This is a genomic window from Ottowia sp., assembly GCF_016703145.1.
Taxonomy (GTDB): domain Bacteria; phylum Pseudomonadota; class Gammaproteobacteria; order Burkholderiales; family Burkholderiaceae_C; genus Ottowia.
In genome coordinates this window covers 917,210-941,071 of the sequence record NZ_JADJCO010000005.1, presented here as the reverse complement: position 1 = coordinate 941,071, position 23,862 = coordinate 917,210, and the positions used below count along the sequence as shown (strand labels likewise).

Genomic DNA, 23,862 nt, shown 5'->3' with positions numbered 1-23,862 from the left:
AAAACTGACCGACTACTCGGCCTCGACAAAGCTGCGCAGCGTTTGCAGGGCCTCGCGTTGATGTGCAGTCAGCGGGGTACGCGCCTGGGACTGCTCCAGGCGCGGAAAGATATCGCGGACTTGTGGGCGAGCGGACACCCATTCCATCGGCTGCACGCCCAATCTGCGGACGATCTCCTCTGCTTCGTCCCGAGCGATCCGTAGTTCCGGCGAGGACAGACCGCCGAGCATCACGGCGCAGCGGGCCAAATCGCTCGTATAGAACCAGGAGCGGACTTTAGGCGAGAGCTCCAGTTGATCTTCGATCCCGCCTGAGAAGATGACACCTGCAGAGATATGGCCGAGGTTGCGCCCTGACAGCAGCGCCTTCGATTGCAGCCATTCCAGAACGGAGAACTTGTTGTCTCGCAGCTGCTGGTAAGGGTTGGCCTTTCGTCCGCCTTTTACGATCACGCCATCCGCTTGCCAGGGCCCGTTTTCCGTACCCGACAGCGTGCCGCCATAACTCTTGAAGTCGGCCACGATGATGGCCGACGGAAGGATGCAGACCAAGTCGATCTCGGCTCCGTTCCACATTGCATTGGCTACAACAAAGATCCAGTCGGTGCTGTCCGCCCAACGCTCCTCCAATTGGCCCAGAAAGACCTGGAGCATCTGGTTTTCATGGGTACGACTGGCCTTGTCGCCGTAGATGAGCAGTGTCATTGGAAGTCAGGTGCGCAAGGTCAAGGACATGGGCCATGCTGCAGGCGAGCGAGGGACCTTGCAGCCAGCACGGAGGATGGGTAATTCAGCGGTCATTACGGGCAAGGCCTCAATGATGGGTAGGGCTGCAACCTGCTCGAGGATTCGGGCGGTTGTCCAGGATTTTCCGGATCCGGTGCTCCCTACGACGACTGCATGCCGCTGAAAGAACTTGTTGCCGTTCAGGAAAGCGTCAGCGCTTTCGTCAAGGGTGTAGTGGCCCAGCGTGAGTTTCTGTCCGTCTCCAGAAATGTTGGCGATGACGCGCATAAAGGCAGTCAGCCGCGCTCCTTCGAGAGCGAAGCAGTTGGCATCGATCTCTGGAACTGTTTCCAACGTACGCAGGAAGACGTTGTTGCGCTGACCAACTTTATCCATGAGGGTGCCAATGAGTGCGATGCGCACTACGTTGAGCTCCATGGTTTGATCGCCATCCAGAGCGTCCTCAGTGTCCACGGAACTCGCTTTACCATCGACCGCCGTACGCGTGATCTTCTGGATGATGCCTATCAGGTGCTGGCCGGCACGGCTGCTTTGCAACACCGCCAAGCGATTGACCTGTAGCTTGCGCAGTCGCTCGACATCGTCCACAGCGATAACCACCGTTGCGGTATCGACCGACCGGACGCGTCCGAGCGATTCGCCGTCTTTGTAATCGAGGATGCTCATAGGTACTTACCCAGTGACAAGTGGAAGGAAGTGGTCAAGGCGCCAAAAGGACTCACCGGGCAGTTCCAGGCCATCCGGCACTTCGTGGCTGAACATGCGCGTGCCATTTGGGGACTTCCTCAAGTGCGACGTAGCGACTACAGCGTCCGCTCTTGAGAAAACGATGCGCCGTGAGGCTGATTTCCTTGGTGATGAGTACCAACGGGACCTCCGGCCGCGTACAGCGCTCCATCATCAACGGCTGCAGGTGGTCGTCATTGAAGCCGTATCCGATGCACAGGAAGGCGCTGGCACGGGCGACGGCATCGTCGGCGCTATGCATTGCACTGCGGAAAGGCTCCTCGTGCGTGCGTCGATATTTTTCTGTGCCAGGGGTGACGATCACGGGGGTGAAGCCGCTGGGCACCGCCCCCAAAGGCGGTAGCGCAACGATGGAACCATCGCTGCCGCTAAACCAGCCCAGAGAGCCATGAACCTTCCAGACGTTTACCGTCCGCGCCGGCCGCCGTCCCAGATGGATCCGAGGCACATCGACGGCTCGTGTGCCGAACATGCCGAAGGTAAAACCCGTGTAGGCGCAATAGCCTGCCGCCTCTGCAGCGTACTCAGCAAGACGGTCGTAGTTGGGAGTCACGACCTGAAGCTCCATGGCAGTGCTGCGCAGCAGATGCTGGAAGAGCTGGCTTAACGGCAGCAAGCGCCGGTCGGCCAGTACCTGCTCGAATATCCGAAAGTCCGCTGTGTTAAGGAACTGCCAAGTGGTGTGCACGATGTGCTCGAGCACTTCGGGCGTCACGTTGACGCCGGTCAGCGCTGACTCGAGGTCCATCTTTTGGACCTTGTCCAGGAAATCACTCCATCCCGCGAGATGCGGTTCGGTTTGGCAGGTGGCAGGCAAGATCGACGCCGCAAGGTGCTTGCCCAACGGATCCATACCTGGAATACCATGCGCTGCGGATGCACCGCTGCCCAACACGATGACCGGTAATTTTCCGGTGCAGTCCTGTAAGAGCGACTGCATTGAATCCATTTCCTTCATTGTTTGCACTCCCTGCCCTGCATTTTTACCCAAAGCAAGAGCGCATCTGAATGCTGCCGCGCGCATCGGCCAGCGCGGCGACCCCAGCCGCGTCTCCACCGTTCGCCACGCCAGCCAGCCCAGTCCCAGGCTGGTCAGCCAGGCCGCCACCAGGGCGGCGAGGTGCACTGCGTCGTCGTTGGGCGCCCAGCGCATTGCCGCCGCGCTGGCCAGCAAGCTGACGGGGTAGTGCAGCAGGAAGACCGCGTACGACACCTTGGCCAGCCAGGCCACCAGGGGCTGCAGGGCCGAGCGGGACAGCACCGCGCCCCCCGGCTGCCACAGCAACACCAGCGCCGCCGCGCCCCCGCCAGCGCGATGCGGTCGCGCCATTCCACCAGCAGGGCCGCGCCCACCAGCGCCAGCAGCAGCGCCGTGACGCCGACGCGCCGGCCCTCGCCCCAGGCCGCCAGCACGCCCAGGCCGTAGGCGCCGAAGAAATAGGGCGCCCACATGTCGCCCTCCGGCATCAGGTTGAACGCCAGCAGCGACGCCGCCACGCCCGCCGCGACCAGCGCCAGCCCGGCCGTGCCGCCGGTGCGCGGGCGCATCGCCGTGCCGGCCAGCGCCGCCAGCGCGGCGAGCAGGGCGAACAACTGCAGGTCGATGGCCACGTACCACACGCCTGCGCTCAGCGCCGGCTGATCCGCGACGTCCTGCAGCAAAGCGGCGTGGGCCAGCACCTGGGCCAGCGTGGGCGCGGCGGGGGTGTCCTCGTCCACCATGCAGGCACGCGCCACGGCGGCGGCCAGCGCCGCCGCCAGCAGCGCGAGCAGGTACACCGGCAGCAGGCGGGCGCAGCGCCGACCCACGCGGGCCGGCCATTCGCGCACGCTCACGCGCGGCTCGCCCGGCGCTGGCCACAGGCTGCGCGCGGCCAGGTAGCCGCCGGTCACCAGGAACACCTGCACCGCCATCAGCGCCTGCGTGTCGAGCCAGCGCACCAGCGCCGGCAGGCGCTCGCGCAGCGCGTCGGGCAGGGGTCCGTAGTGCACCAGGTGGTGCCACACGATCAGTTGCGAGGCCAGGGCCTTGCCCCAGAGGGGCCAGGGGGAGGAAACAGGAGAGGGCGGCATGTCGGCGGATCGGCGCGCTGCCCGCGCCGATGCGGGCAGGCGCAGGCCGGGCGCGGCTGGGAAGATGCGGGATCTTAATGCCGGATCAGGTGTTGGCCCGCAGCCACGTTGCGCAATGTGCTATCAATGGAAGAGTGGCCGCGGGCGGGGCCTTCGGCGAAGTGGTGGATACGCCGGCTCAGGCCGTGGGATAGGTGCCCGGCCTGAAGATGCTCTTGTCCACGCCGGTGATCCGGGTGTGGCCGCAGAACGCCATGGTCAGGTCCAGCTCCTTGTGGATGATCTGTAGCACCCGGGTCACGCCGGCTTCGCCCGCCGCGCCCAGGCCCCACAGGAAGGCGCGGCCGATGTAGGTGCCCCGCGCGCCCAGCGCCCAGGCTTTCAGCACGTCCTGGCCGCTGCGGATGCCCGAGTCCATGTGCACTTCGATCCGGCTGCCCACGGCATCGACGATGGCGGGCAGGGCGGCGATGGCCGAGGGCGCGCCGTCGAGCTGCCGCCCGCCGTGGTTGCTGACGACCAGCGCGTCGGCGCCGGATTCGACCGCCAGGCGCGCGTCCTCCGGCTCCATGATGCCCTTGATGATGACCTTGCCGCCCCAGCGCTTCTTGATCCATTCCACGTCGCCCCAATTCAGGCGCGGGTCGAACTGGTCGGCCGTCCAGGCGCCCAGGTTGCTCATGTCGGTCACGCCCTGGACGTGGCCGTGGATGTTGCCGAACTGGCGCCGCGGCGTGCCCAGCATGCCGGCCACCCAGCGCGGCTTGGTCGCCAGGTTGATCAGGTTGGCGAGGGTGGGCTTGGGCGGGGTGGAGAGGCCGTTCTTGATGTCCTTGTGGCGCTGGCCCAGGATCTGCAGGTCCAGCGTGATCACCAGCGCGCCGCAGCCGGCGGCCTTGGCGCGGTCGATCAGGCGCTCGATGAAGCCGCGGTCGCGCATCACGTAGAGCTGGAACCAGAAGCCCGGCCCGGCGTGCCGGGCCACGTCCTCGATGGAGCAGATGCTCATGGTCGAGAGCGTGAAGGGAATGCCGAATTTCATCGCCGCGCGCGCCGCCAGGATCTCGCCGTCGGCATGCTGCATGCCCGTGAGGCCGGTGGGCGCGATGGCCACCGGCATGGCCACGGGCTGGCCGATCATGGTGGCGGCGGTGCTGCGGCCTTCCATGTTCACGGCCACGCGCTGGCGCAGCAGGATGCGCTGGAAGTCGGCCTGGTTGGCGCGGTAGGTGCCCTCGGTCCAGCTGCCCGAATCGGCGTAGTCGTAGAACATGCGCGGCACGCGGCGCCTGGCCAGCAGGCGCAGGTCTTCGATGCAGGTGATCTTGCTCAGGTCGGTCATCCGGGTCTCCTCGGGCGCCATGGTATTGCGTTTCCCGGTCGCCTCGGCCTGACACAATGCGCGCCGTGACCGATCAGACCCACCGCTCCCCGCGCTCCCAGGGCGACCTGCAGGCCATGGCCGCCCACGCCTCGACGGTGTTCGTCGGGCAGATCGCCGTCATGGGCTTCGGGGTGGTGGACACCATCGTCGCCGGGCGGCATTCCGACGTTTCCCTGGCGGCGCTGTCGATCGGCTCGGCCGTGTTCATCACCGTCTACGTGTCGCTGATGGGCCTGCTGCAGGCGCTGCTGCCCGTCTGGGCCGAGATGCACGGGGCGCGCCGGCCGGCGGACGTCGGCCCGTCGGCGCGGCAGTCGCTGTACGTCTGCGCGGCGGCCAGCGTGCTGGGCATGGCGGTGCTGCTGCACCCGGCGCCGCTGCTGCGCTGGACGGAGGTCCCGGCCGACCTGCGGCCCGTGCTGGACGAGGATCTGGCCGTGGTGGGCTGGAGCCTGCCGGCGGCGCTGCTGTTCCGCGCCTTCAGCACGCTCAACCAGGCGCTGGGCAAGCCGCGGCTGGTGACCTAGCTGCAGGTCGTCTCGCTGGGGGTCAAGCTGCCGCTGTCGATCTGGCTCACCTTCGGCGGCGCGGGTGTGCCGGCGCTGGGCGTGGTCGGCTGCGCCTGGGCCACCTTCGCGGTGAACTGGCTGCTGTGCGCCCTGGCGCTGTGGCTGCTGCGCACGCAGGGGCTGTACGCGCCCCTGGCGCTGTGGCGCCGCATGGAACCGCCGCACCCACCCACGCTGCGCGCGTTCGCGCGGCTGGGCGTGCCGGCGGCGCTGACCATCCTGGTGGAGATCACCTCGTTCACGCTGATGGCGCTGTTCGTCGCGCGCCTGGGCACCACCGTCGCGGCCGCGCACCAGATCGCGGCCAACGTCACTGCGCTGATGTACATGGTGCCGTTGTCGCTGGCCGTTGCCGCCAGCGCGCGCGTGAGCTACTGGCGCGGCGCCGGCGACGAGGGCCGCGCACGCCGCGTGGCTTTGCAGGCTTTTTGGGCCTCTGCTGGCGTGGCGCTTGCGCTGTCAGCAATCGTTTTCATAGCAAAACCCTGGATCGCGGCGGTCTACACCCACCACGCCGGCGTGGCGCTGCTGGCCTCGCGGCTGCTGGGCTGGGTGGCGCTGCTGCACTTGGCCGATGCGATGCAGACCGTGGCCATCTTCGTGCTGCGCTGCTACCGCGTCACCCTGGCGCCGCTGCTGGTGTACTGCGTGCTGCTGTGGGGCGTGGGCCTGGCGGGCGGCTACGTGCTGGCCTACCACGGCCTGGGGCCGCTGGCCGCGCAGCACTCACCCGTCGCCTTCTGGCAGGCCGCGGCCGGGGCGCTGCTGGTGACGGCGCTGGTGGTGCAGCGGATGCTGTGGCGGGTGAGTGGGCGGGCGGTTGGGGCGAGGGCGGGTATTTAGGGCCTAGTACGCCGACACGGAGATATCGAAACATGAAACCGCGTCTTTGCGCCCAGGGCGGCGTTGCAAATCCTCGCGATACCGCCCGGTATCGCCGCGGTTCGCGCCTTGCCCTGAACGCAAATCCATCGGTTTCATTGTGTTCCGATATCTCCGTGCCGGCGTACTAGACTTGCTTCTGGCCCGTATGGATATTGCGCAACAAGCTATTGATTTTGTAGTTATCCTCAATTGGTTTGAAGCGCGGTCGGCCGGGATGGGCGCCGCCGGGCGTCCATCCCGGCCAACAGCGTTTCCAATTCAGAGAACATCAAATTCGATAGCTGCCAACGAAGTATCCACGCGGGCTGGAGCCCAATTGGTCTTGAACTTCAGGCCGCCATCGCCTGCGTCTCCACCGCCTGGGGTGCCGGCGTGCGGATGAGGTAGTCGAAGGCCGACAGCGCCGCCGTCGAGCCCGCGCCGGCTGCCACCACGATCTGCTTGTAGGGCACGGTGGTGCAGTCGCCGGCCGCGAACACGCCCGGCACGTTGGTGGCGCCGCGCGCGTCCACCACGATCTCGCCGAACTTGCTGCGCGCCACCGTGCTGCCCAGCCACTCGGTGTTGGGCACCAGGCCGATCTGCACGAACACGCCGTGCAGCGGCACCTTGGTGTTGGTGCCGGTGGCGCGGCATTTGAACTCGATGCCGCTGACCTTGCCGTCCTCGCCGTGGATCTCGGTGGTCTGCTGGTTGGTGTGCACCGTCACGTTGGGTAGGCTGTGCAGCTTGCTCACCAGCACGGCGTCGGCCTTCAACTCGGGCATGAACTCGAGCACGGTGACGTGCCGGACCACGCCGGCCAGGTCGATGGCGGCCTCGACGCCGGAGTTGCCGCCGCCGATCACCGCCACGTCCTTGCCCTTGAACAGCGGGCCGTCGCAGTGCGGGCAGTAGGCCACGCCCTTGGTCTTGTATTCCTGCTCGCCCGGCACGTTGACGTTGCGCCAGCGCGCGCCGGTGGCCAGGATCACGGTGCGGCTCCTCAGCTCGCCGCCGTTGTCCAGCCTGACGGTGACGTGGCCGCCGGCCTCGTCGGCGGGCACCAGTTCGGCCACGCGCTGCGTGTTCATCAGATCCACGTCGTAGTTGCGCACGTGCTGCTCCAGCGCGGCGGCGTAGTGCGGGCCGTCGGTCTCGGGTACGCCGGGGTAGTTGGCGATCTCCAGCGTGTCGTTGACCTGGCCGCCGAAGCGCTCGGCCACCAGGCCGGTGCGGATGCCCTTGCGCGCGGCGTAGATGGCCGCCGCCGCGCCGGCCGGGCCGCCGCCGACGATCAGCACTTCATACGGCGCCTTGGCGCTCAGCTTGGCGGCATCGCGTTTGGCGGCGCCGGTGTCCACTTTCTGCAGGACTTCCTCCGCGGTCATGCGGCCGTTGGCGAAGAACTGGCCGTTCAGGAACACGGTGGGCACGCCCATGATCTCGCGCGCCTCGATCTCGCCCTGGAACATGCCGCCGTCGATGATGGTGGTCTTGACGCGCGGGTTGAAGATGGCCAGCAGCGACAGCGCCTGCACCACGTCCGGGCAGTTGTGGCACGACAGGCTCATGTAGACCTCGAAGTCCAGGTCCGCGTCCAGCGCCTTGACCTGCTCCAGCGTGTCGGCCTCCACCTTGGGCGGGTGGCCGCCGGTCCACAGCAGCGCCAGGATCAGCGAGGTGAACTCGTGCCCCAGCGGAATGGCGGCGAAGCGCAACTGCGTGCCGCTGCCGGGGCGCGCCAGGGTGAAGGAGGGCACGCGCGCGTCCTGGCCGTCGGTGCGCAGCGTGATCTTGTCGGGGCGCATGCCGGCGATCTCTTCCAGCAGCTCGCGCATCTCGGCCGATTTGGCGTCGCTGCCCAGCGTGGCCACCATCTCGAACGGCTGCTGCACGCGCTCCAGGTAAGCGGCGAGTTGTTGCTTGATGTCGTCGTCCAACATGGTGGTTTACTCCTGTATTGATAGCTTATGGCCCAATATCCAAGCGGGCTGGCGCCTGATTTGGTCGTAAAAAAGCCGGAGGGTGGGGCGCTTTGCGCCCCGTCGCCGTCCGGCCGTGGAGGTCGCTTGAGCCGGGCTTAGATCTTGCCGACCAGGTCGATCGAAGGCTTGAGCGTCTTCTCGCCTTCCTTCCACTTGGCGGGGCACACCTCGCCGGGGTGGGCGGCGGTGTACTGGGCGGCCTTGAGCTTGCGCACGGTTTCCTTCACGTCGCGGGCGATCTCGTTGGAATGCACTTCCATCGTCTTGATGGTGCCGCTGGGGTCGATCACGAAGGTGCCGCGCAGCGCCAGGCCTTCCTCGGGGATGTGCACGCCGAAGGCGTTGGTCAGCTGGTGCGTCGGGTCGCCGACCAGGTAGAACTTCGCCTTGCCGACGGCGGGCGAGGTTTGATGCCACACCTTGTGCGCGAAGTGCGTGTCGGTGGTGACGATGTAGACCTCGGCATTGGCCTTCTGGAAGTCGGCGTAGTTGTCGGCGGCGTCCTCGATCTCGGTTGGGCAGTTGAAGGTGAAAGCCGCGGGCATGAAGATCACCACGGACCAGGTCTTGCCGTTGGACAGGTTCTTCTCGGTCACTTCCTCGAACTGGCCGTTGTGGAAGGCCTGGGTCTTGAAGGGTTGGACCTTGGTGTTGATGAGGGACATGCGTGTGCTCCTTGAGTTGACGAAAACGGATTCGATGGCTTGAAGTATAGATTTAAGCTATTGAATTTAACAATTCATTTTGTCTAATCTATACTTAGGCGGTGACTATGAAGCCGCCACGGCGCCAGTGGGCTGGGGCGATGGCCGCCGCGTCCAGCTTAACTCAGAACCGGGGCCGTCACGCCGGGCCAGCGCAAGGGTGGCTCCATCGTTTTCTCCTTGTTCTCACTCAGCACTCGTCCTGCGGCCTGCTCGAACATTGACCTGCCTTGTGTCTTGTTCTTGCGGCACTGCATGAGGACTGCGTGTCTTCAGAAATTCGGCCAGCCAAGATGCAGGCCAGACGGCGATGTACATCAGCGTTCCAAAGGCAGCGAGCGCAGCGAGTGAACCTTGGGTCTCCGAACTGGCAACCCGTAACCCGCAACCTGCCGCTGGCGCCGGGGTAACCGCAGGGCAGGTCCAGCCGACTGCCTTCAGGCCGCGGCCTGCCCGGCCGCCCGCTCCCGCAGCACGCGGCGCAGGATCTTGCCCGACGGTGCCTTCGGAATGGCGTCGATGAACTCGAGTGCGCGCACCCGCTCGTACGGTGCGACCTTCGTGGCGACGAAGGCCATGATCTCCTCGGCGCTCGCGCTGCCGCGCGGCACCACGTAGGCCTTCGGGATCTCCCCGGCCGCCGCGTCGGGCACGCCGATCACCGCCGCGTCGGCCACCGCCGGGTGTTGCAGCAGCACGCCTTCAAGGGCCGCCGGCGCGACCTGGTAGGCCTTGTACTTGATCAGCTCCTTGAGCCGGTCGACCACGTGCAGCCGGCCGTCGTCGTCGAACAGCGCGATGTCGCCGCTGTGCAGCCAGCCGTCGGCGTCGATCGTTGCCCGCGTCGCCTCGGGGTTGTTCAGGTAGCCGCGCATCACGCCGGGGCCGCGCACCAGCAATTCGCCCGGCTGGTTGGGGCCGAGGTCGGCGCCGCTGTCCACGTCGACGATGCGCGCCTGCATGTTGGGCAGCAGCAAGCCGCAGTCGCCGGCCCGCCAGTCCGCCGCGTCCGGCGGCTGCGCCGCGATTGCCAGGCCCACCTCGGTCATGCCCAGGCCCTGACCGACGCGCGCCTTCAGCCGCGCCTCGGCGGCCGTCTGCAGGGCGGCGTCGAGCGGCGCGGCGCCGCAGCCGACTTTGCGCACGCACGACAGGTCGAAGCTGTCCACCAGCGGATGCCTGGCCAGCGCCAGCACCATCGGCGGCACCGTGTACAACGCTTCCACGCGGTGCTGCTCGATCAGCCGCAGGTACTGCTCCAGGTCGAAGCGCGGCATCGTCACGGAGCAGGCGCCGCGGCGCAGCGCCGCGTTCAGCAGCTGCAGGCCGTAGATGTGGAAGAACGGCAGCACCGCGATGACTCGCTCACCGGCTTTCGGGTCCGGCCACTGGTCGAGCTGGGCCAGCGCGGCCACCGCGTTGTAGTGCGTCAGCATCACGCCCTTCGGGCGCCCGCTGGTGCCGCTGGAGTAGGGCAGCACGAGCAGGTCCTCGCGCGGGTCGATCGCCACCGCCGGCGGCGCCGCGTCGGTGGCCAGCAGCGCGCCGAGCGGGGTCGCGCCATCGGCCTGGCCGAGCACGAACAGCTCCTCCACCTTCGCGCGCGCCGCGGCCTGCCGCGCGACCTCGATGAAGGGCGGCACCGTCAGCAGGAAGCGCGCGCCGGTGTCGTTCAGCTGCGCCGCCAGTTCGTCGGCGGTGAGCAGCGGGCTCGCGGTGGTCACCACGCCGCCGGCCAGCGCGGCGCCGTGGAAGGCTATGGCGTACTCGGGCAGATTCGGGCAGAAGATCGCGAAGCGGTCGCCCTTGGCGAACCCGCGCGCCGCGAGCGAGGCCGCGACCTTGCGCGCGCCGCCGCGCACCTGCGCGAAGCTGAGGCTGCGTCCGCTCGGGCCGTCGATGAGGGCCGGCTGATCGGCCCAGCGGTCCACGTCGGCCAGGATGTAGTCGCTGTAGGCGATCTCGGGAATCGCCACGTCGGGATACGGGCTGCGGTAGATCATGGCGGCCTCCTCGTCGTTTCGGCGCATCCTATGTTTCAAGGCGGAGGCGCGTCAAGGCCTCCATCCCCCGAATGGGCAGGCGCGCGCGTCAGGCGCCGCGTGGGATCAGTGCGAGGGCGATGGTCCTGATACCGGCAAGGGGACGCATGTTGCTATGAGCAACATGCTGCGCTGCCTGCTCGCCCAAGGGGGTCATCTTGGCCAGCCTCCTGCGGACCTGGCGGTATCGAGGCAGCTTTGGCCTGCATCTGCAGCCACATGCAGAACACATCCATCCGGGGGTGGGATATCGCGCGGTGGCGCAGCACGTAGTCGTAGCCCGATGCCACAAAACCCAACGGGGCCAACAGCCTGCCGGACCGCACATCGTCCGTCACCAGATGCCAGGGTGCCACCGCAATGCCCAGGCCGCGCACGGCGGCCTCCAGCGTGAAGTAGTAGTGCTCGAACTCGGAGCCCGGTGGCAGCGGGGCCGACAAAAGGGTGGGAACAGGCGCACCCGCTGCCGCCGCCCACATCGCCCAGGCGTTGCGGCGGGTGCGTGTGTGCAGCAGAGGCTGACCAGCCAGATCAACGGGCCGATGCAAGGCCACGCGCCGCGCGAGCTCCGGGGAGAGCACGGGTCCGAGGCATTCAGGGAACAGCCGCTGCGCGGCCGCGTCCTGGACGCCGTTGGCTTCTTCGGCGGTGATCAGCAGGTCACAGTGCTCGCGGTCCGCGTCGCTCCCGGTGTCCGTGGTGCGCAAGCGCACGTCGATGCCCGGGTGCCGAGCCTGGAAGTCAAACAGCCGGGGAATGAGCCATTTCACGGTGAAGGTGCTGAAGCACGTCACGTCCAGCGGACCTCGGCCCTCATCGCTGATCTCGCGCACGGTATCGGCAATGTGCGCGAAGGCGGTGGTCAGCACCGGCTGCAGCATCCGCGCCGCCGGAGTGAGCGTGGGGCGGGCCTTGGTGCCGTCGAACAGGGGCACGCCCAGGTGTTGTTCCAGCTGGCGCACCTGGCGACTGATGGCGCCAGGGGTGACCGACAGCTCATCCGCCGCCGCCGACATGCGGCCCAGGCGCGCAGCGGCTTCAAATGCGCGCAAGGCGGTCAATGGTGGCAGATGATGGCTCATGTATGTGATCTTAGAGCACATACAACCCGCGAAATCATCGCTTTTCAAGCTCCTCGGTGTCGTCAAAAATCACGATCAACTCCTTCAGAAGAAGCACGAATGGCTTTTTACCGCAACGCTGATGGGTCTTCAATATTTGATCTGAAAGTACATAAGAGACCATGCCGTTCATCCGCACTTACATCCCCCAGGACACATCCCCATTCGCGCGTGAATCCATCGTGCAAGGCATCCACCAGGCGCTGATGGACAGCATCGGGATGCCGTCCGACGAGCTGTTCAATCTGGTGACGGGTTACGCGCCTGGCGAATTCGCCTGCAGCCGCACGTTCAACGGCGTGTCCCGATCCGATCGCGTGGTGGTGATCGACATCACCTTGCGGCGCGGCCGAAGCGACGCGATGAAGCGCGCCCTGTATGCCGCGATCTCGCGCAACCTGCAAGCCATGGCCGAGGTGGCCCCGGCCGATGTGTTCATCTTCATGCACGAGAACGACTATTCCGATTGGTCCGTGGGCCATGGCTGCTTTGCCATGGCTTTGGTTCAGCAGGAGGGGGCGCCGGATTGAGCGTCCTGCAGTCTGGCCGGCAGCGGCGCCAGCCATCGCGATGGTCAACGCTCAACGCCCCCTCGATGCTGCTCCTGCCAGGCCGAGAACTCCAGCGGGCGAATGCCGAATCGCACGGCATTTCCCGCATGCAGCGCAGCGAACTCGGTGAGTACCAACTGGACGAAGCGGCGTGCAGGCCTAAAGCCAATACTGTTGTTCGAGGCCTCTGATCGACGAGGTGCTGGCCGAGACAGGGCGAGGCAGTCAGCGCAATCGGCTACCCCACAGCCGTACGCGGCCAGAGCGCCTTCCCGCAGGCGCGCCTGCTCGGCCTGGTCGAGTGCGGCACGCACGCCATCGTGGCCGCCGGCATCGCCGCGTACGCACGCAGCGAGAAGGCGATGGCCACGGAACTGCTGCCGGGCTGGCTGCGCAAGGACATGTTGGTAATGGCCGACCGGGGCTTCTACAGCTTCAAGCTCTGGGCGCTCGCTTGCGACAGCGGCGCCACGCTGCTGTGGCGCGTGAGTTCCAACATCAAGCTGGCGGCGCAGCAGGTCCTGCCCGATGGCTCGTACCTGAGCACCGTCTTCGACAGTGAAGACAGCGCCCGGCGGCATGGCCGCACGGTGCGCGTCATCGAGTACACGCTGCGCGACTTGGCCGTCCCCACAAAGGACAGCTACCGCCTGGTGACCACTTTGCTCGACCCCGAGCAGGCGCCCGGCCAAGAATTGGCGGCGCTGTACCACGAGCGCTGGGAGATCGAGGTGTGTTCGATGAGTTCAAGACGCACCTGCGCGCCAGCAGCACCGTGCTGCGCAGCAAGACGCCCGATCTGGTGAAGCAGGAACCGTGGGGGCTGCTGCTGGCGCACTTCGCCATCCGCCAACTCATGGCACAAGCGGCTTGGCAGCGCGCACTCGACCCGGATCGCCTGAGCTTCAGCCACGCGGCGCGCGTGATCAAACGCAAGATGCCGCAAGCCGCGGCCGTTCCCCCCTGAGCGCCTCGAAAGCTGGCGTGAGTCCCTGCTGGCCGAGATTGCCCGTGGTCGCTGCGTTAGTAGCCGCGGACGCCTCAACCCGCGCGGAGTCAAGCGCAAGATGAGCAGCTTCACCGTCCGCCATCGCGGCGCGTTGCTCCACCAGCGACATCAGCCCACGCCAGTACTGCGTATCTGAACAGTATTGGGTCTAAACCCCCTCCAGCACCTCCACCAGCTCCTGCTCGATCGCCAGCTGCGCCTTGTTGTGCTGCAACTGCGCGCCCTGCAGCAGGAACATGTCCTCCACTCGCTCGCCCAGGGTGGTGATCTTGGCCAGCTCCACGCTGATGCCGTGAGCGGCCAGGATGCGGGCGATGTTGTAAAGCAGGCCGACGCGGTCGCTGGCGGTGACGGTGAGCAGCCAGCGCTGGGCCTTGTCGTCTGGGTGCAGGTCGATGCGCGGGGCGATGGGGAAGCTCTTGACGCGGCGCGACACGCGGCCCAGGCGCGGGGCGGGTAGGGGAGACTGGCTGTCGATGGCGGCGGGCAGCTCGGCCTCGACCATGTTCATCAGCTCGCGGTAATGCTCGGGCACCAGGCCGCTGACGACCTGGAAGGTATCCAGCGCCCAGCCGTTGCGGGTGGTGTGGATCTTGGCGTCGAGGATGGAGAAGCCCGAGCGCTCGAAGTAGCCGCAGATGCGCGCGAACAGATCGGGCCGGTCGCTGGCGTACACCAGCACCTGCAGGCCCTCGCCCACGGGGGACAGCCGCGCGCGCACGATGGTGCGGGGCGCGGCGCCGGCGCCGGCCGGCGCGCGCGCGCCGGGCACGTGGCGTCCGAGTTGGCGCGCGTGCCAGGCGATGTCGCCGGCGTCGTGGCGCATGAAGTAGCTCACCTCCAGCGTGTCCCACAGCGCCTTGTGTGACTCGTGCGGCTCGGAGGCCAGGGCCAGTTGGATGAGCGCCTGGCGCTTGCGCGACTCGATGACGGCGTTGGCGTCGGGCGCGCGGCCGCCCAGGGCGCGCACGGTCAGCCTGTACAGGTCTTCCAGCAGCTTGCCCTTCCAGGCGTTCCACACCTTGGGGCTGGTGCCGCGCACGTCGGCCACCGTCAGCAGGTACAGCGCGGTCAGGTTGCGCTCGTTGCCGACGCGCCGGGCGAAGGCCTGGATGACCTCGGGGTCGCTCAGGTCTTCCTTCTGCGCGATCTGGCTCATGGACAGGTGCTCGCGCACCAGGAACTCGATCAGCCGCGCGTCCAGCGGCTGGATGCCGTGCTGCAGGCAGAAGCGCCGCACCTCCCCGGCGCCCAGTTCGGAATGGTCGCCGCCGCGGCCCTTGGCGATGTCGTGGAAGAGGGCGGCCACGTACAGCACCCAGGGCTTGTCCCAGCCGGCGGCCAGCTGCGAGCAGAAAGGGTATTCGTGCGCGTGCTCGGCCATGAAGAAGCGCCGCACGTTGCGCAGCACCATCAGGATGTGCTGGTCCACGGTGTAGACGTGGAACAGGTCGTGCTGCATCTGCCCGACGATGCGCCTGAAGACCCACAGGTAGCGCCCCAGCACCGAGGTCTGGTTCATCAGGCGCATGGCGTGGGTGATGCCCTGCGGCTGCATCAGGATGGCACGGAAGGTCTGTCTGTTGACCGGGTCGTTGCGGAAGTGGCGGTCCATCACCGCCCGCGCGTTGTAGAGCGCGCGCAGCGTGCGCACCGACAGGCCCTTGAGACCCGGCGTCTTGGCGTAGATGAGGAAGGTTTCCAGGATGGCGTGCGGCTCGGCTTGGTACAGGTCGTCCTGCGCCACCTCGATCATGCCGTTCTTGTCGAAAAAGCGATCGTTGATGCGGCGCAGCTCGGTGGGCGGCTCGCCGCGCGCGGCGCGCAGGTGCTCCTCGATGCCCTGCAGCAGGATCTGGTTGAGCTGCGTGACGGCCTTGGCGGCCCAGTAATAGCGGCGCATCAGCACTTCGCTGGCGCGCAGGACGATGCGGCCGTCGTCGGACTGGCGGTGCGCGAAGCCGAAGGACTCGGCCACGGCGTTCTGCAGGTCGAACACCAGCCGGTCCTCGCGCCGGCCGGCGATCAGGTGCAGGCGCGCGCGCACCAGCGACAGCAGCGCCTCGTTGTGCTTGAGCTGGCGCAGCTCGTGCGCGGTGGCCAGGCCGGCGCGCGCCAAGTCTTCCCAGCGGCTGCCGATGCCAGCGGCGCGCGCCGTCCACAGGATCATCTGCAGGTCGCGCAGGCCGCCGGGCGATTCCTTGCAGTTGGGCTCCAGCGCGTAGGGCGTGTCCTCGTACTTGACGTGGCGCTGGTGCATCTCCAGCCGCTTGGCGGTGAAGAAGTCCAGCGCGTCGAGCTGCGCCATGAAGCGCCTCTGGAAGCCGCCGAACAGCTTGCGGTCGCCGGTGACCAGGCGCGCCTCCAGCAGCGCGGTCTGCACGGTGACGTCGGCCTTGGCCAGGCACTCGTCGACGGTGCGCACGCTGGAGCCGATCTCCAGCCCCACGTCCCAGCACTGGCTGATGAAGCCCTCGATGCGCTGGCGCAGCGCCTCGTCGGCGGCGGGATCGCTGCCCGCAGGCAGCAGCAGCAGCACGTCGATGTCGGAATAGGGAAACAGCTCGCCCCGCCCGTAGCCGCCCACGGCGGCCAGCGCGAAGCTGGCGTCGAAGCCGGCCTGCCGCCACAGCGCGCGCAGCGTGCCGTCGGCCAGCGCGGCCAGCCGGCCCAGGGCCGCGCGCACGCCGCGCGTGGCCGAGCCGGCCGCGCGCATGGCATCGAGCAGTTCGCCCTTCTTCTGGCGGTAGTCGCTGCGCAGGGCCTGGAGGGGCGAGGGCGCCTGCGGGGTGGCGTCCGGCATGGCGGGCGGCCTCGGGTCGGTCAGGCCGCGGCGCGGGCCATGCCCTGCACGAAGTCGGGCACGGCGGGGCTGCCGGCCGACAGCGTCAGCACCTCGTAGCCGGTGGGGGTGACCAGCACCGTGTGCTCCCACTGGGCCGACAGCGAGCGGTCCTTGGTGACGATGGTCCAGCCGTCGTTCATCTCCTTGATGTCGCGGCGGCCGATGTTGACCATGGGCTCGATGGTGAAGGTCATGCCCGGCACCAACTCCTCGCCCGTGCCGGGCCGGCCGTAGTGCAGCACCTGCGGGTCCTCGTGGAAGCGCTGGCCGATGCCGTGGCCGCAGAACTCGCGCACCACCGACAGGCCGTGGCCCTCGGCGAACTTCTGGATCGCGTGGCCCACGTCGCCCAGGCGCGCGCCGGGGCGCACCTGCTCGATGCCCAGCCACATCGACTGGTAGGTGAGCTGGCACAGGCGCCGGGCGGCGATGGAGCATTCGCCGATCTCGTACATGCGGCTGTTGTCACCGAACCAGCCCTCGGGCGTGATGACGGTGACGTCGACGTTGACGATGTCGCCCTTTTTCAACGGCTTGTCGGCCGGGATGCCGTGGCACACCACGTGGTTGACCGAGGTGCACAGGTGCGCGGGGTAGGGCGGGTAGCCCGGCGGCTGGTAGCCGATGGTGGCCGACCGGGTGCCCTGCGCGGCCATGTGGGCGGCGGCCAGGCGGTCGATCTCCAGCGTGGTGATGCCGGGCTGGATGTGCGGGGTCAGGAAGTCCAGCACTTCCGAGGCCAGGCGGCAGGCCGTGCGCATGGCGGCGATGCCGGCTGCGTCCTTGATGGTGATGCTCATGGGTAAATTATCCCATCGGGGCGGCGGATAAAATCGGCCATCCTTGCGCGCCCGGCCCCAGTCAGCGGCCGGGCGCTTCCTTTCACGCCAGCCGCGCGCCTTCGCTGAACCAGCCTTGCCGACCGTGACCCAGCACATCCACTTCTTCGACGGCGGCAACGCCCTGAGCGACTTCCGCGCCCGCGGCCTGCTGCCGCGCCTGCAGGCCGTGCAGCCGGCCATCGCGTCGGTGGCCGCGCGCCACGTGCACCTGGCGGCGTTCGACGCCGAGCCCGGCGCCGGCGTGCTGCAGCGCCTGGCGGCCCTGCTGACCTACGGCGAGCCGGCCGCCGCCGGCGAGGGCGCCGCCGCCATCGTCGTCGCGCCGCGCCTGGGCACCGTGTCGCCTTGGGCCAGCAAGGCCACCGACATCGCGCGCAACTGCGGCATCGCGCTGCACCGCGTGGAGCGCATCGTTGAGTACAAAATCGGCCTCAAGCCAGCATGGATAAAGCGCCAACAGCTATCGAAAGAAGAGCTCTCGGCCATTGCCGCGCTACTGCACGACCGCATGACCGAAAGCCTGCTGGCGCATCGCGACGACGCCCGCGCGTTGTTCACCGAGCTGCAGCCCGAGCCGCTGGCGCACGTGGACGTGCTGGGCGGTGGCCGCGCGGCGCTGCAGCAGGCCAACACAGACTGGGGCCTGGCGCTGGCGCCCGACGAGATCGACTACCTGCTCGATGCCTTCACCAAGCTGGGGCGCAACCCGACGGATGTGGAGCTGATGATGTTCGCCCAGGCCAACAGCGAGCATTGCCGCCACAAGATCTTCAACGCCCAGTTCACCATCGACGGCGTGGCGCAGGAGCACAGCCTGTTCGGCATGATCCGCCACACGCACCGGCACAGTCCCGCGCACACCGTCATCGCCTACAGCGACAACGCGGCGGTGATGGAGGGTCATGCCGTCGAAGTTTTTCAAGCGAAATATGCCGCCAGCCCGCATGGAGATTTCGCCAATAGCTATCATAAAGAGAGCGAAACGCGCCACGTGCTGATGAAGGTGGAGACCCACAACCACCCCACGGCCATCAGCCCCTTCCCCGGCGCCAGCACCGGCGCAGGCGGCGAGATCCGCGACGAGGGCGCCACCGGGCGCGGCGCGCGGCCCAAGGCGGGGCTGACGGGCTTCACCGTCAGCCGGCTGTGGGACAGCCCGCACGGCCGCCCCGCCCACATGGCCAGCGCGCTGCAGATCATGACCGAGGGGCCGCTGGGCGGCGCCGCGTTCAACAACGAGTTCGGCCGGCCCAACCTGCTGGGCTACTTCCGCGAGTACGAGCTCCCCGTGGGCGAGGGCGACGGCGCCGTGCTGCGCGGCTACCACAAGCCCATCATGATCGCCGGCGGCGTCGGCAGCATCGACGCGCGGCTCACCTCCAAGATCGAATTCCCCGCCGGCAGCCTGCTGGTGCAGCTGGGTGGGCCGGGCATGCGCATCGGCATGGGCGGCGGGGCGGCGAGTTCGCTGGCCAGCGGCGCCAACGCGGCGCACCTGGACTTCGACTCGGTGCAGCGCGGCAACCCCGAGATCCAGCGCCGCGCGCAGGAGGTCATCACCCAGTGCCAGGCACTGGGCGAGGCCAACCCCATCCTGGCCATCCACGACGTCGGCGCCGGCGGCCTGAGCAACGCCTTCCCCGAGCTGACCCACGACGCCGGGCGCGGCGCGCGCTTCGACCTGCGCGCCGTGCCGTTGGAGGAATCGGGCCTGGCGCCCAAGGAAATCTGGTGCAACGAGAGCCAGGAGCGCTACGTGATGGCCATCGCGCCGGAGTCGCTGCCCCTTTTCGAGCAGCTCTGCGCGCGCGAGCGCTGCCCGTTCGCGGTGGTAGGCCTGGCCACCGAGGCGCGCCAACTGGAAGTCACCGATGCCGCCGCGCCCAAGGTGGACCAGCCCGTGGACATGCCCATGGACGTGCTGCTCGGCAAGCCGCCCAAAATGCACCGCGACGTGGCCACCGTCGAGCGCCGCTTCGCGCCGCTCGACCTGGACGGCGTGACGCTGCAGGACGCCGCGATCCAGGTGCTGAGCCACCCCACCGTCGCCAGCAAGCGCTTTCTCGTCACCATCGGCGACCGCACCGTGGGCGGCCTCACGCACCGCGACCAGATGGTCGGCCCCTGGCAGGTGCCCGTGGCCGACTGCGCCGTCACCCTGGCCGACTACGCGGGCTTCGCCGGCGAGGCCATGAGCATGGGCGAACGCACGCCGCTGGCCGCGCTCGACGCGCCCGCCTCGGGGCGCATGGCCGTGGCCGAGGCCATCACCAACCTGCTGGCCGCGCCCATTGAGCTGCCGCGCGTCAAGCTGTCGGCCAACTGGATGGCCGCCTGCGGCGAGCCGGGCGAGGACGCCGCGCTGTACGCCACCGTGCGCGCCGTCGGGCTGGAGCTGTGCCCGCAGCTCGGCGTGGCCATTCCGGTCGGCAAGGACAGCCTGTCGATGCGCACGCAGTGGACGGACGAGGGCGGCGCGGCGCGCAAGGTCGTCTCGCCCGTCAGCCTGATCGTCACCGCTTTCGCCTCGCTGGGCGACGTGCGCGGCACGCTCACGCCGCAGCTCGACGCCGATAAGCCGGACTCCACCCTCGTCCTCGTCGACCTGGGCAAGGGCCGCCACCGCCTGGCCGGCAGCGTGCTGGCGCAGGCGCTGGGGCAGAGCGGTTGCCCCGACAAGGACGGCGTGCCCGACCTGGACGACGCGCAGGACCTGAAGTCGCTGGTCGCCGCCGTCAACCAACTGCGCGCCGAGGGGCGCCTGCTGGCCTACCACGACCGCAGCGATGGCGGCCTGCTGGCCTGCGTGGCCGAGATGGCCTTCGCCGGCCACGTCGGCGTGGCGCTGAACGTCGATCTGCTGGTGACCGAGGGCGACGGCATCAGCGACAGCCGCATGGAAACCGGCGACGCCAAGAACTGGGCCAGCCAGGTGAGCGCGCGGCGCGAGGAGCTGACGCTGAAGGCCCTGTTCGCCGAGGAACTGGGCGTGGTGCTGCAGGTCGCGACCCGCGAGCGCGACCAGGTCATGCAGACCCTGCGCGCGCATGGGCTTGCCAGGCACAGCCACATCATCGGCAAGACGCGGCCCGAGGCCTCGCCCATCGCCAGGGGCAAGGGCTGCCTGAGCGTGTGGCGCGACGCCAAGGAGATCTTCTCGGCCACGCTCGAAGACCTGTTCCAGGTCTGGGACAGCGTGAGCTGGAAGATCGCCCGCGAGCGCGACAACCCCGACTGCGCCGACGCCGAGCACGCCGCCGCCGGCCGCGCCGACGACCCCGGCCTGCAGGTGGCGCCCGGCTTCGACCCCGCCGAGGACGTGGCCGCCCCATACCTGAACCTGGCGCGCCCCCGGGTCGCGATCTTGCGCGAGCAGGGTGTGAACTCGCACGTCGAGATGGCCTACGCGTTCACCGCCGCCGGCTTCGAGGCCTTCGACGTGCACATGACCGACCTGCAGGCCGGCCGCGCGCGGCTGGCCGACTTCAAGGGTCTGGTGGCTTGCGGCGGCTTCAGCTACGGCGACACGCTGGGCGCGGGCATCGGCTGGGCGCGCTCGATCACCTTCAACCCCGCTCTGTCCGACCAGTTCAGCCAGTTCTTCGGCCGCGCCGACACCTTCGGCCTGGGCGTGTGCAACGGCTGCCAGATGTTCGCCGAGTTGGCCGACATCATCCCCGGCGCCGATGCTTGGCCGCGCTTCACCATCAACCGCAGCGAGCGCTTCGAGGCGCGGCTGTCGCAGGTGGAGGTGCTGGATTCGCCCAGCCTGTTCTTCGCCGGCATGGCCGGCAGCCGCCTACCCATCGCCGTGGCGCACGGCGAGGGCTACGCCGACTTCAGCCAGCGCGGCGACGCGGCCAAGGCCATCGCCGCCATGCGCTTCGTCGATCACCACGGCCAGCCGACCGAGCAGTACCCATTCAACCCCAACGGCAGTCCCGGCGGCCTGACCGCCGTCACCACGGCGGACGGTCGCTTCACGGCGCTGATGCCGCACCCCGAGCGTGTCTTCCGCAACATCCAGATGAGCTGGACCAGCGGCGATCCCTCGGCGCTCAGCCCGTGGATGCGGCTGTGGCGCAATGCGCGCAGGTGGGTCGGCTGAGGAGGTATCGGAGACGCACGCCGGCCCGCACCGATGTGTCACAGCCGTTCGGCGGCATATTGATATACGATATGTATATCAAATATGGAGAAACTCATGAGCAGAATCCTGATTGATCTGCCCGAAGCTCAGGTGCAAGCGCTTGGGGCTTTGGTGCAAATCGAAGGCCGCCCGCGCGCCGCCCTCATTCGCGATGCCATTGACGCCTACCTTGCGCAGTTCGGCCCCGCGCTGGGGGCCAGTGTGTTCGGCTTGTGGAAAGGCAAGAAGCCCGACGGCCTGGCGTACCAAGAGGAGCTTCGCTCTGAATGGTGAAAGCGCTTTTCGATACGAACGTTCTGATCGACTACCTCAACGGTATCGATGCAGCGGATCAAGAGCTGTCGCGCTATCCCGGCAAGGTGATCAGCGTCATCACCTGGATGGAAGTGCTTGCAGGCGCGGCCCCCGAGGAGCAGGGCGCCGTGCGGGCGTGGCTGCTCTCCCTTCGAGGTGATGGCTTTGGGCGGTGCCGTTGCGGAGCGCGCCGTGGCGATCCGCAAGGCCCGGCGCATTCGCCTGCCGGATGCGATCATCTGGGCCACGGCCCAGGTGCATTCGATGCTGCTCGTCTCGCGCAACACCAAGGATTTTCCCGAGACTGAGCCGGGGGTACGGGTGCCCTATGTACTCCCCAGGCACTGAACTGGAAAATCGATGACTGAAAACCTCACCGCATCCGCCTCCCCCTGCGCATGCACCGTGCCCTGAACAGGATGAGGCGCGACGAGGCGGCGGACGAGGACGGCGACGTGACCTTCGTCTGCCTTTGGATGGCCTTCGACGCGGCCCATGCCCGCGAAGCAGGCACTTTTCTTCATGGAATCAGCGCACTGCGGGCGCTGCCACCTCCAGCCCCGTCTTCTCGATCACCGGCCTGGCGGCGGCCGACCGGTAGAAGCGGATCAGCTGCCGGGCGCCCTCGGGGTTCTGCGCCTTGGCGGCGATGCCGGCGGAGAACACGGTGTAGCTCTGCACAGATTCGGGCAGCCGGCCCACGTAGGTGATGCCGGGGATGGGCAGCAGCTCGCTCACCTGCTGCATGCCGACGGCCGCGTCGCCGCGCGCCACGATGGTGCCCACGCGGTCGCCCACCACCTTCTTGCTCTTGGGCAACACCTGGGCCTCGATGCCCAGCTTCTTCAGCATCTGGGTTTCGTAGTAGGTGCCGCTGGCGCTGGCCGAATAGGCGATCGACGGCGCGCTGAGCAGCAGCTGCTTGAATTTTTCCTCGGTGCCGATGTCGGGCACCGGCGCGCCCGCGCGCACCGCCACGCCGATGGACGAGCGCACCAGGTCCACCTGGCTGCCGGGCACCACGTGGCCCTCGGCCACCAGCTTGTCCAGCGCGGAGCGCGCCAGCACCACCACGTCGGCGGTCTCGCCGCGCGCCAGCCGGTTCGGGATGGAGGTGGTGGACGCGCCCATGGACGAGCCATAGGCCGACTCCACCTTGCCGCCGGTCTGCTGCTCGAAGACGGGGAACAGGCGCTGGTGCGCCTCCGCGAAGCCGCCCGAGGTCATCAGCCGGACGGGCTGGGCCAGCGACGGGTGCGTCGGCTTGGCGCCTTGCTGGAGGTCCGGCGCGGCGCAGCCGGCCAAAACGGCCACGGCCGCCAGCAGCAGGGCGCGGCGTGGAAGGATGGGAAAGGTGGGGCGCATGTCTTCGTCTCCTGGTTGTTACTATTTAAATAATAGCTACTGGCGCAATACCCGAGCGGGCTGTGGCCTGATTTTGATTGAGATCATAGGGCGTCGCCGCCCTCCATGTCGGGATCGGCCGCCACCGGCGGCTTGACCAGCAGCACGGGCACGGGGCAGTCGTCGAGCAGCCGGCGCGAGGTGGAGCCGCCTTCGAGCATGCGGCGCAATGGGCCGAGCGCGCGCGATCCCATCACCACCATGTCGCAGGCGCGCAGCTCGATCAGCTCCAGCATGGCGTGGGCCGGGTCGCCGGTGACCACCGCCGTCTCGAAGGCCACGCCGGCCTCGGCCAGCAGCTGGGCGGACGGCGCCATCAGGTCCTCGCCGGCCTCATGCGCGGCGCTTTCGATCATCGCCGGGTTCTGCGAGGTCACGATCTCGTAGAACGAGGCGGGCTCCTGCACGTTGGCCAGCACGAAGCTGGCGCGCAGGCCGTCCTGCACCAGGCGCAGGGCGAAGCGGGTTTCGTGCAGCGAGAGTTCGGTGCCGTCGACGGGCAGGAGGATCTTCATGGCGTGGTCCTGG

16 protein-coding genes and 3 pseudogenes are annotated in these 23,862 nt (G+C 68.0%); 6 read left to right on the top strand and 13 right to left on the bottom strand.

Features of this window, described 5'->3' with window-relative positions; translation table 11 throughout:
* Positions 1-12: 12 nt before the first annotated feature.
* From IPG65_RS17395 to IPG65_RS17375, 5 genes are all read right to left on the bottom strand, one after another.
* Complete coding sequence (locus tag IPG65_RS17395; protein ID WP_293192238.1) at positions 13-705, bottom strand: nuclease-related domain-containing protein; 693 nt, start codon at positions 703-705, stop codon at positions 13-15.
* Positions 706-711: 6 nt separating this feature from the next.
* A complete protein-coding gene (locus IPG65_RS17390) occupies positions 712-1,413 on the bottom strand; it encodes a DUF87 domain-containing protein (protein ID WP_293192236.1) in 702 nt (233 codons plus the stop codon).
* A 52-nt stretch (positions 1,414-1,465) separates the two neighbouring features.
* Positions 1,466-2,062: an SIR2 family protein gene (locus tag IPG65_RS17385; protein ID WP_293193052.1), complete on the bottom strand. Its 597-nt coding sequence runs from the start codon at positions 2,060-2,062 to the stop codon at positions 1,466-1,468.
* Positions 2,063-2,586: 524 nt separating this feature from the next.
* Complete coding sequence (locus IPG65_RS17380; protein WP_293192234.1) at positions 2,587-3,567, bottom strand: acyltransferase family protein; 981 nt, start codon at positions 3,565-3,567, stop codon at positions 2,587-2,589.
* Between the two features lie 178 nt (positions 3,568-3,745).
* Positions 3,746-4,909, bottom strand: a complete 1,164-nt coding sequence (locus tag IPG65_RS17375; RefSeq protein WP_293192232.1) for an alpha-hydroxy acid oxidase — start codon at positions 4,907-4,909, stop codon at positions 3,746-3,748.
* Between the two features lie 116 nt (positions 4,910-5,025).
* Between IPG65_RS17375 and IPG65_RS17370 the strand changes: the two are divergent.
* A pseudogene (locus IPG65_RS17370) lies at positions 5,026-6,363 on the top strand (MATE family efflux transporter).
* A 371-nt stretch (positions 6,364-6,734) separates the two neighbouring features.
* On the opposite strand, the gene ahpF reads toward IPG65_RS17370, so the two are convergent.
* From ahpF to IPG65_RS17350, 4 genes are all read right to left on the bottom strand, one after another.
* Positions 6,735-8,330, bottom strand: a complete 1,596-nt coding sequence (gene ahpF, locus IPG65_RS17365; RefSeq protein ID WP_293192230.1) for an alkyl hydroperoxide reductase subunit F — start codon at positions 8,328-8,330, stop codon at positions 6,735-6,737.
* A gap of 137 nt (positions 8,331-8,467) precedes the next feature.
* A complete protein-coding gene (ahpC, locus tag IPG65_RS17360) occupies positions 8,468-9,037 on the bottom strand; it encodes an alkyl hydroperoxide reductase subunit C (RefSeq protein ID WP_293192228.1) in 570 nt (189 codons plus the stop codon).
* Between the two features lie 476 nt (positions 9,038-9,513).
* On the bottom strand, positions 9,514-11,079 hold the full coding sequence (locus IPG65_RS17355; protein ID WP_293192226.1) for an AMP-binding protein: 1,566 nt from the start codon (positions 11,077-11,079) through the stop codon (positions 9,514-9,516).
* Between the two features lie 152 nt (positions 11,080-11,231).
* Positions 11,232-12,200 carry a LysR substrate-binding domain-containing protein gene (locus IPG65_RS17350; protein WP_293192224.1) on the bottom strand — a complete coding sequence of 323 codons (969 nt, stop codon included), beginning with the start codon at positions 12,198-12,200 and terminating at the stop codon, positions 11,232-11,234.
* Between the two features lie 161 nt (positions 12,201-12,361).
* Here IPG65_RS17350 and IPG65_RS17345 point away from each other — a divergent pair, with 161 nt between their 5' ends.
* Positions 12,362-12,769: a tautomerase family protein gene (locus tag IPG65_RS17345; RefSeq protein WP_293192222.1), complete on the top strand. Its 408-nt coding sequence runs from the start codon at positions 12,362-12,364 to the stop codon at positions 12,767-12,769.
* A gap of 239 nt (positions 12,770-13,008) precedes the next feature.
* Positions 13,009-13,757: pseudogene (locus IPG65_RS17340) on the top strand (IS4 family transposase); the annotation flags it as partial.
* A gap of 190 nt (positions 13,758-13,947) precedes the next feature.
* Here the strand turns inward: IPG65_RS17340 and IPG65_RS17335 are convergent.
* Both IPG65_RS17335 and map read right to left on the bottom strand, forming a co-directional pair.
* Positions 13,948-16,602: a [protein-PII] uridylyltransferase gene (locus IPG65_RS17335; protein WP_293192220.1), complete on the bottom strand. Its 2,655-nt coding sequence runs from the start codon at positions 16,600-16,602 to the stop codon at positions 13,948-13,950.
* A gap of 20 nt (positions 16,603-16,622) precedes the next feature.
* Complete coding sequence (map, locus tag IPG65_RS17330; protein ID WP_293192218.1) at positions 16,623-17,444, bottom strand: type I methionyl aminopeptidase; 822 nt, start codon at positions 17,442-17,444, stop codon at positions 16,623-16,625.
* A gap of 124 nt (positions 17,445-17,568) precedes the next feature.
* On the opposite strand from map, the gene purL reads away from it, so the two are divergent.
* The 3 genes and pseudogenes from purL to IPG65_RS17315 all read left to right on the top strand — a co-directional run bounded on the left by purL (position 17,569) and on the right by IPG65_RS17315 (position 22,278).
* Positions 17,569-21,594 (top strand): phosphoribosylformylglycinamidine synthase, encoded by a 4,026-nt coding sequence (purL, locus tag IPG65_RS17325; protein ID WP_293192216.1) that lies wholly within the window; start codon positions 17,569-17,571, stop codon positions 21,592-21,594.
* A 96-nt stretch (positions 21,595-21,690) separates the two neighbouring features.
* Complete coding sequence (locus tag IPG65_RS17320) at positions 21,691-21,909, top strand: ribbon-helix-helix protein, CopG family (protein ID WP_293192214.1); 219 nt, start codon at positions 21,691-21,693, stop codon at positions 21,907-21,909.
* Positions 21,903-22,278, top strand: a pseudogene (locus tag IPG65_RS17315) (type II toxin-antitoxin system VapC family toxin). The gene IPG65_RS17320 and the pseudogene IPG65_RS17315 overlap by 7 nt, the downstream one beginning before the upstream one ends.
* Before the next feature lie 180 nt (positions 22,279-22,458).
* Here IPG65_RS17315 and IPG65_RS17310 read toward each other — a convergent pair.
* Both IPG65_RS17310 and IPG65_RS17305 read right to left on the bottom strand, forming a co-directional pair.
* Complete coding sequence (locus IPG65_RS17310) at positions 22,459-23,295, bottom strand: substrate-binding domain-containing protein (protein WP_293192212.1); 837 nt, start codon at positions 23,293-23,295, stop codon at positions 22,459-22,461.
* Positions 23,296-23,378: 83 nt separating this feature from the next.
* Complete coding sequence (locus IPG65_RS17305) at positions 23,379-23,849, bottom strand: universal stress protein (protein ID WP_293192210.1); 471 nt, start codon at positions 23,847-23,849, stop codon at positions 23,379-23,381.
* Between the last annotated feature and the right edge of the window lie 13 nt (positions 23,850-23,862).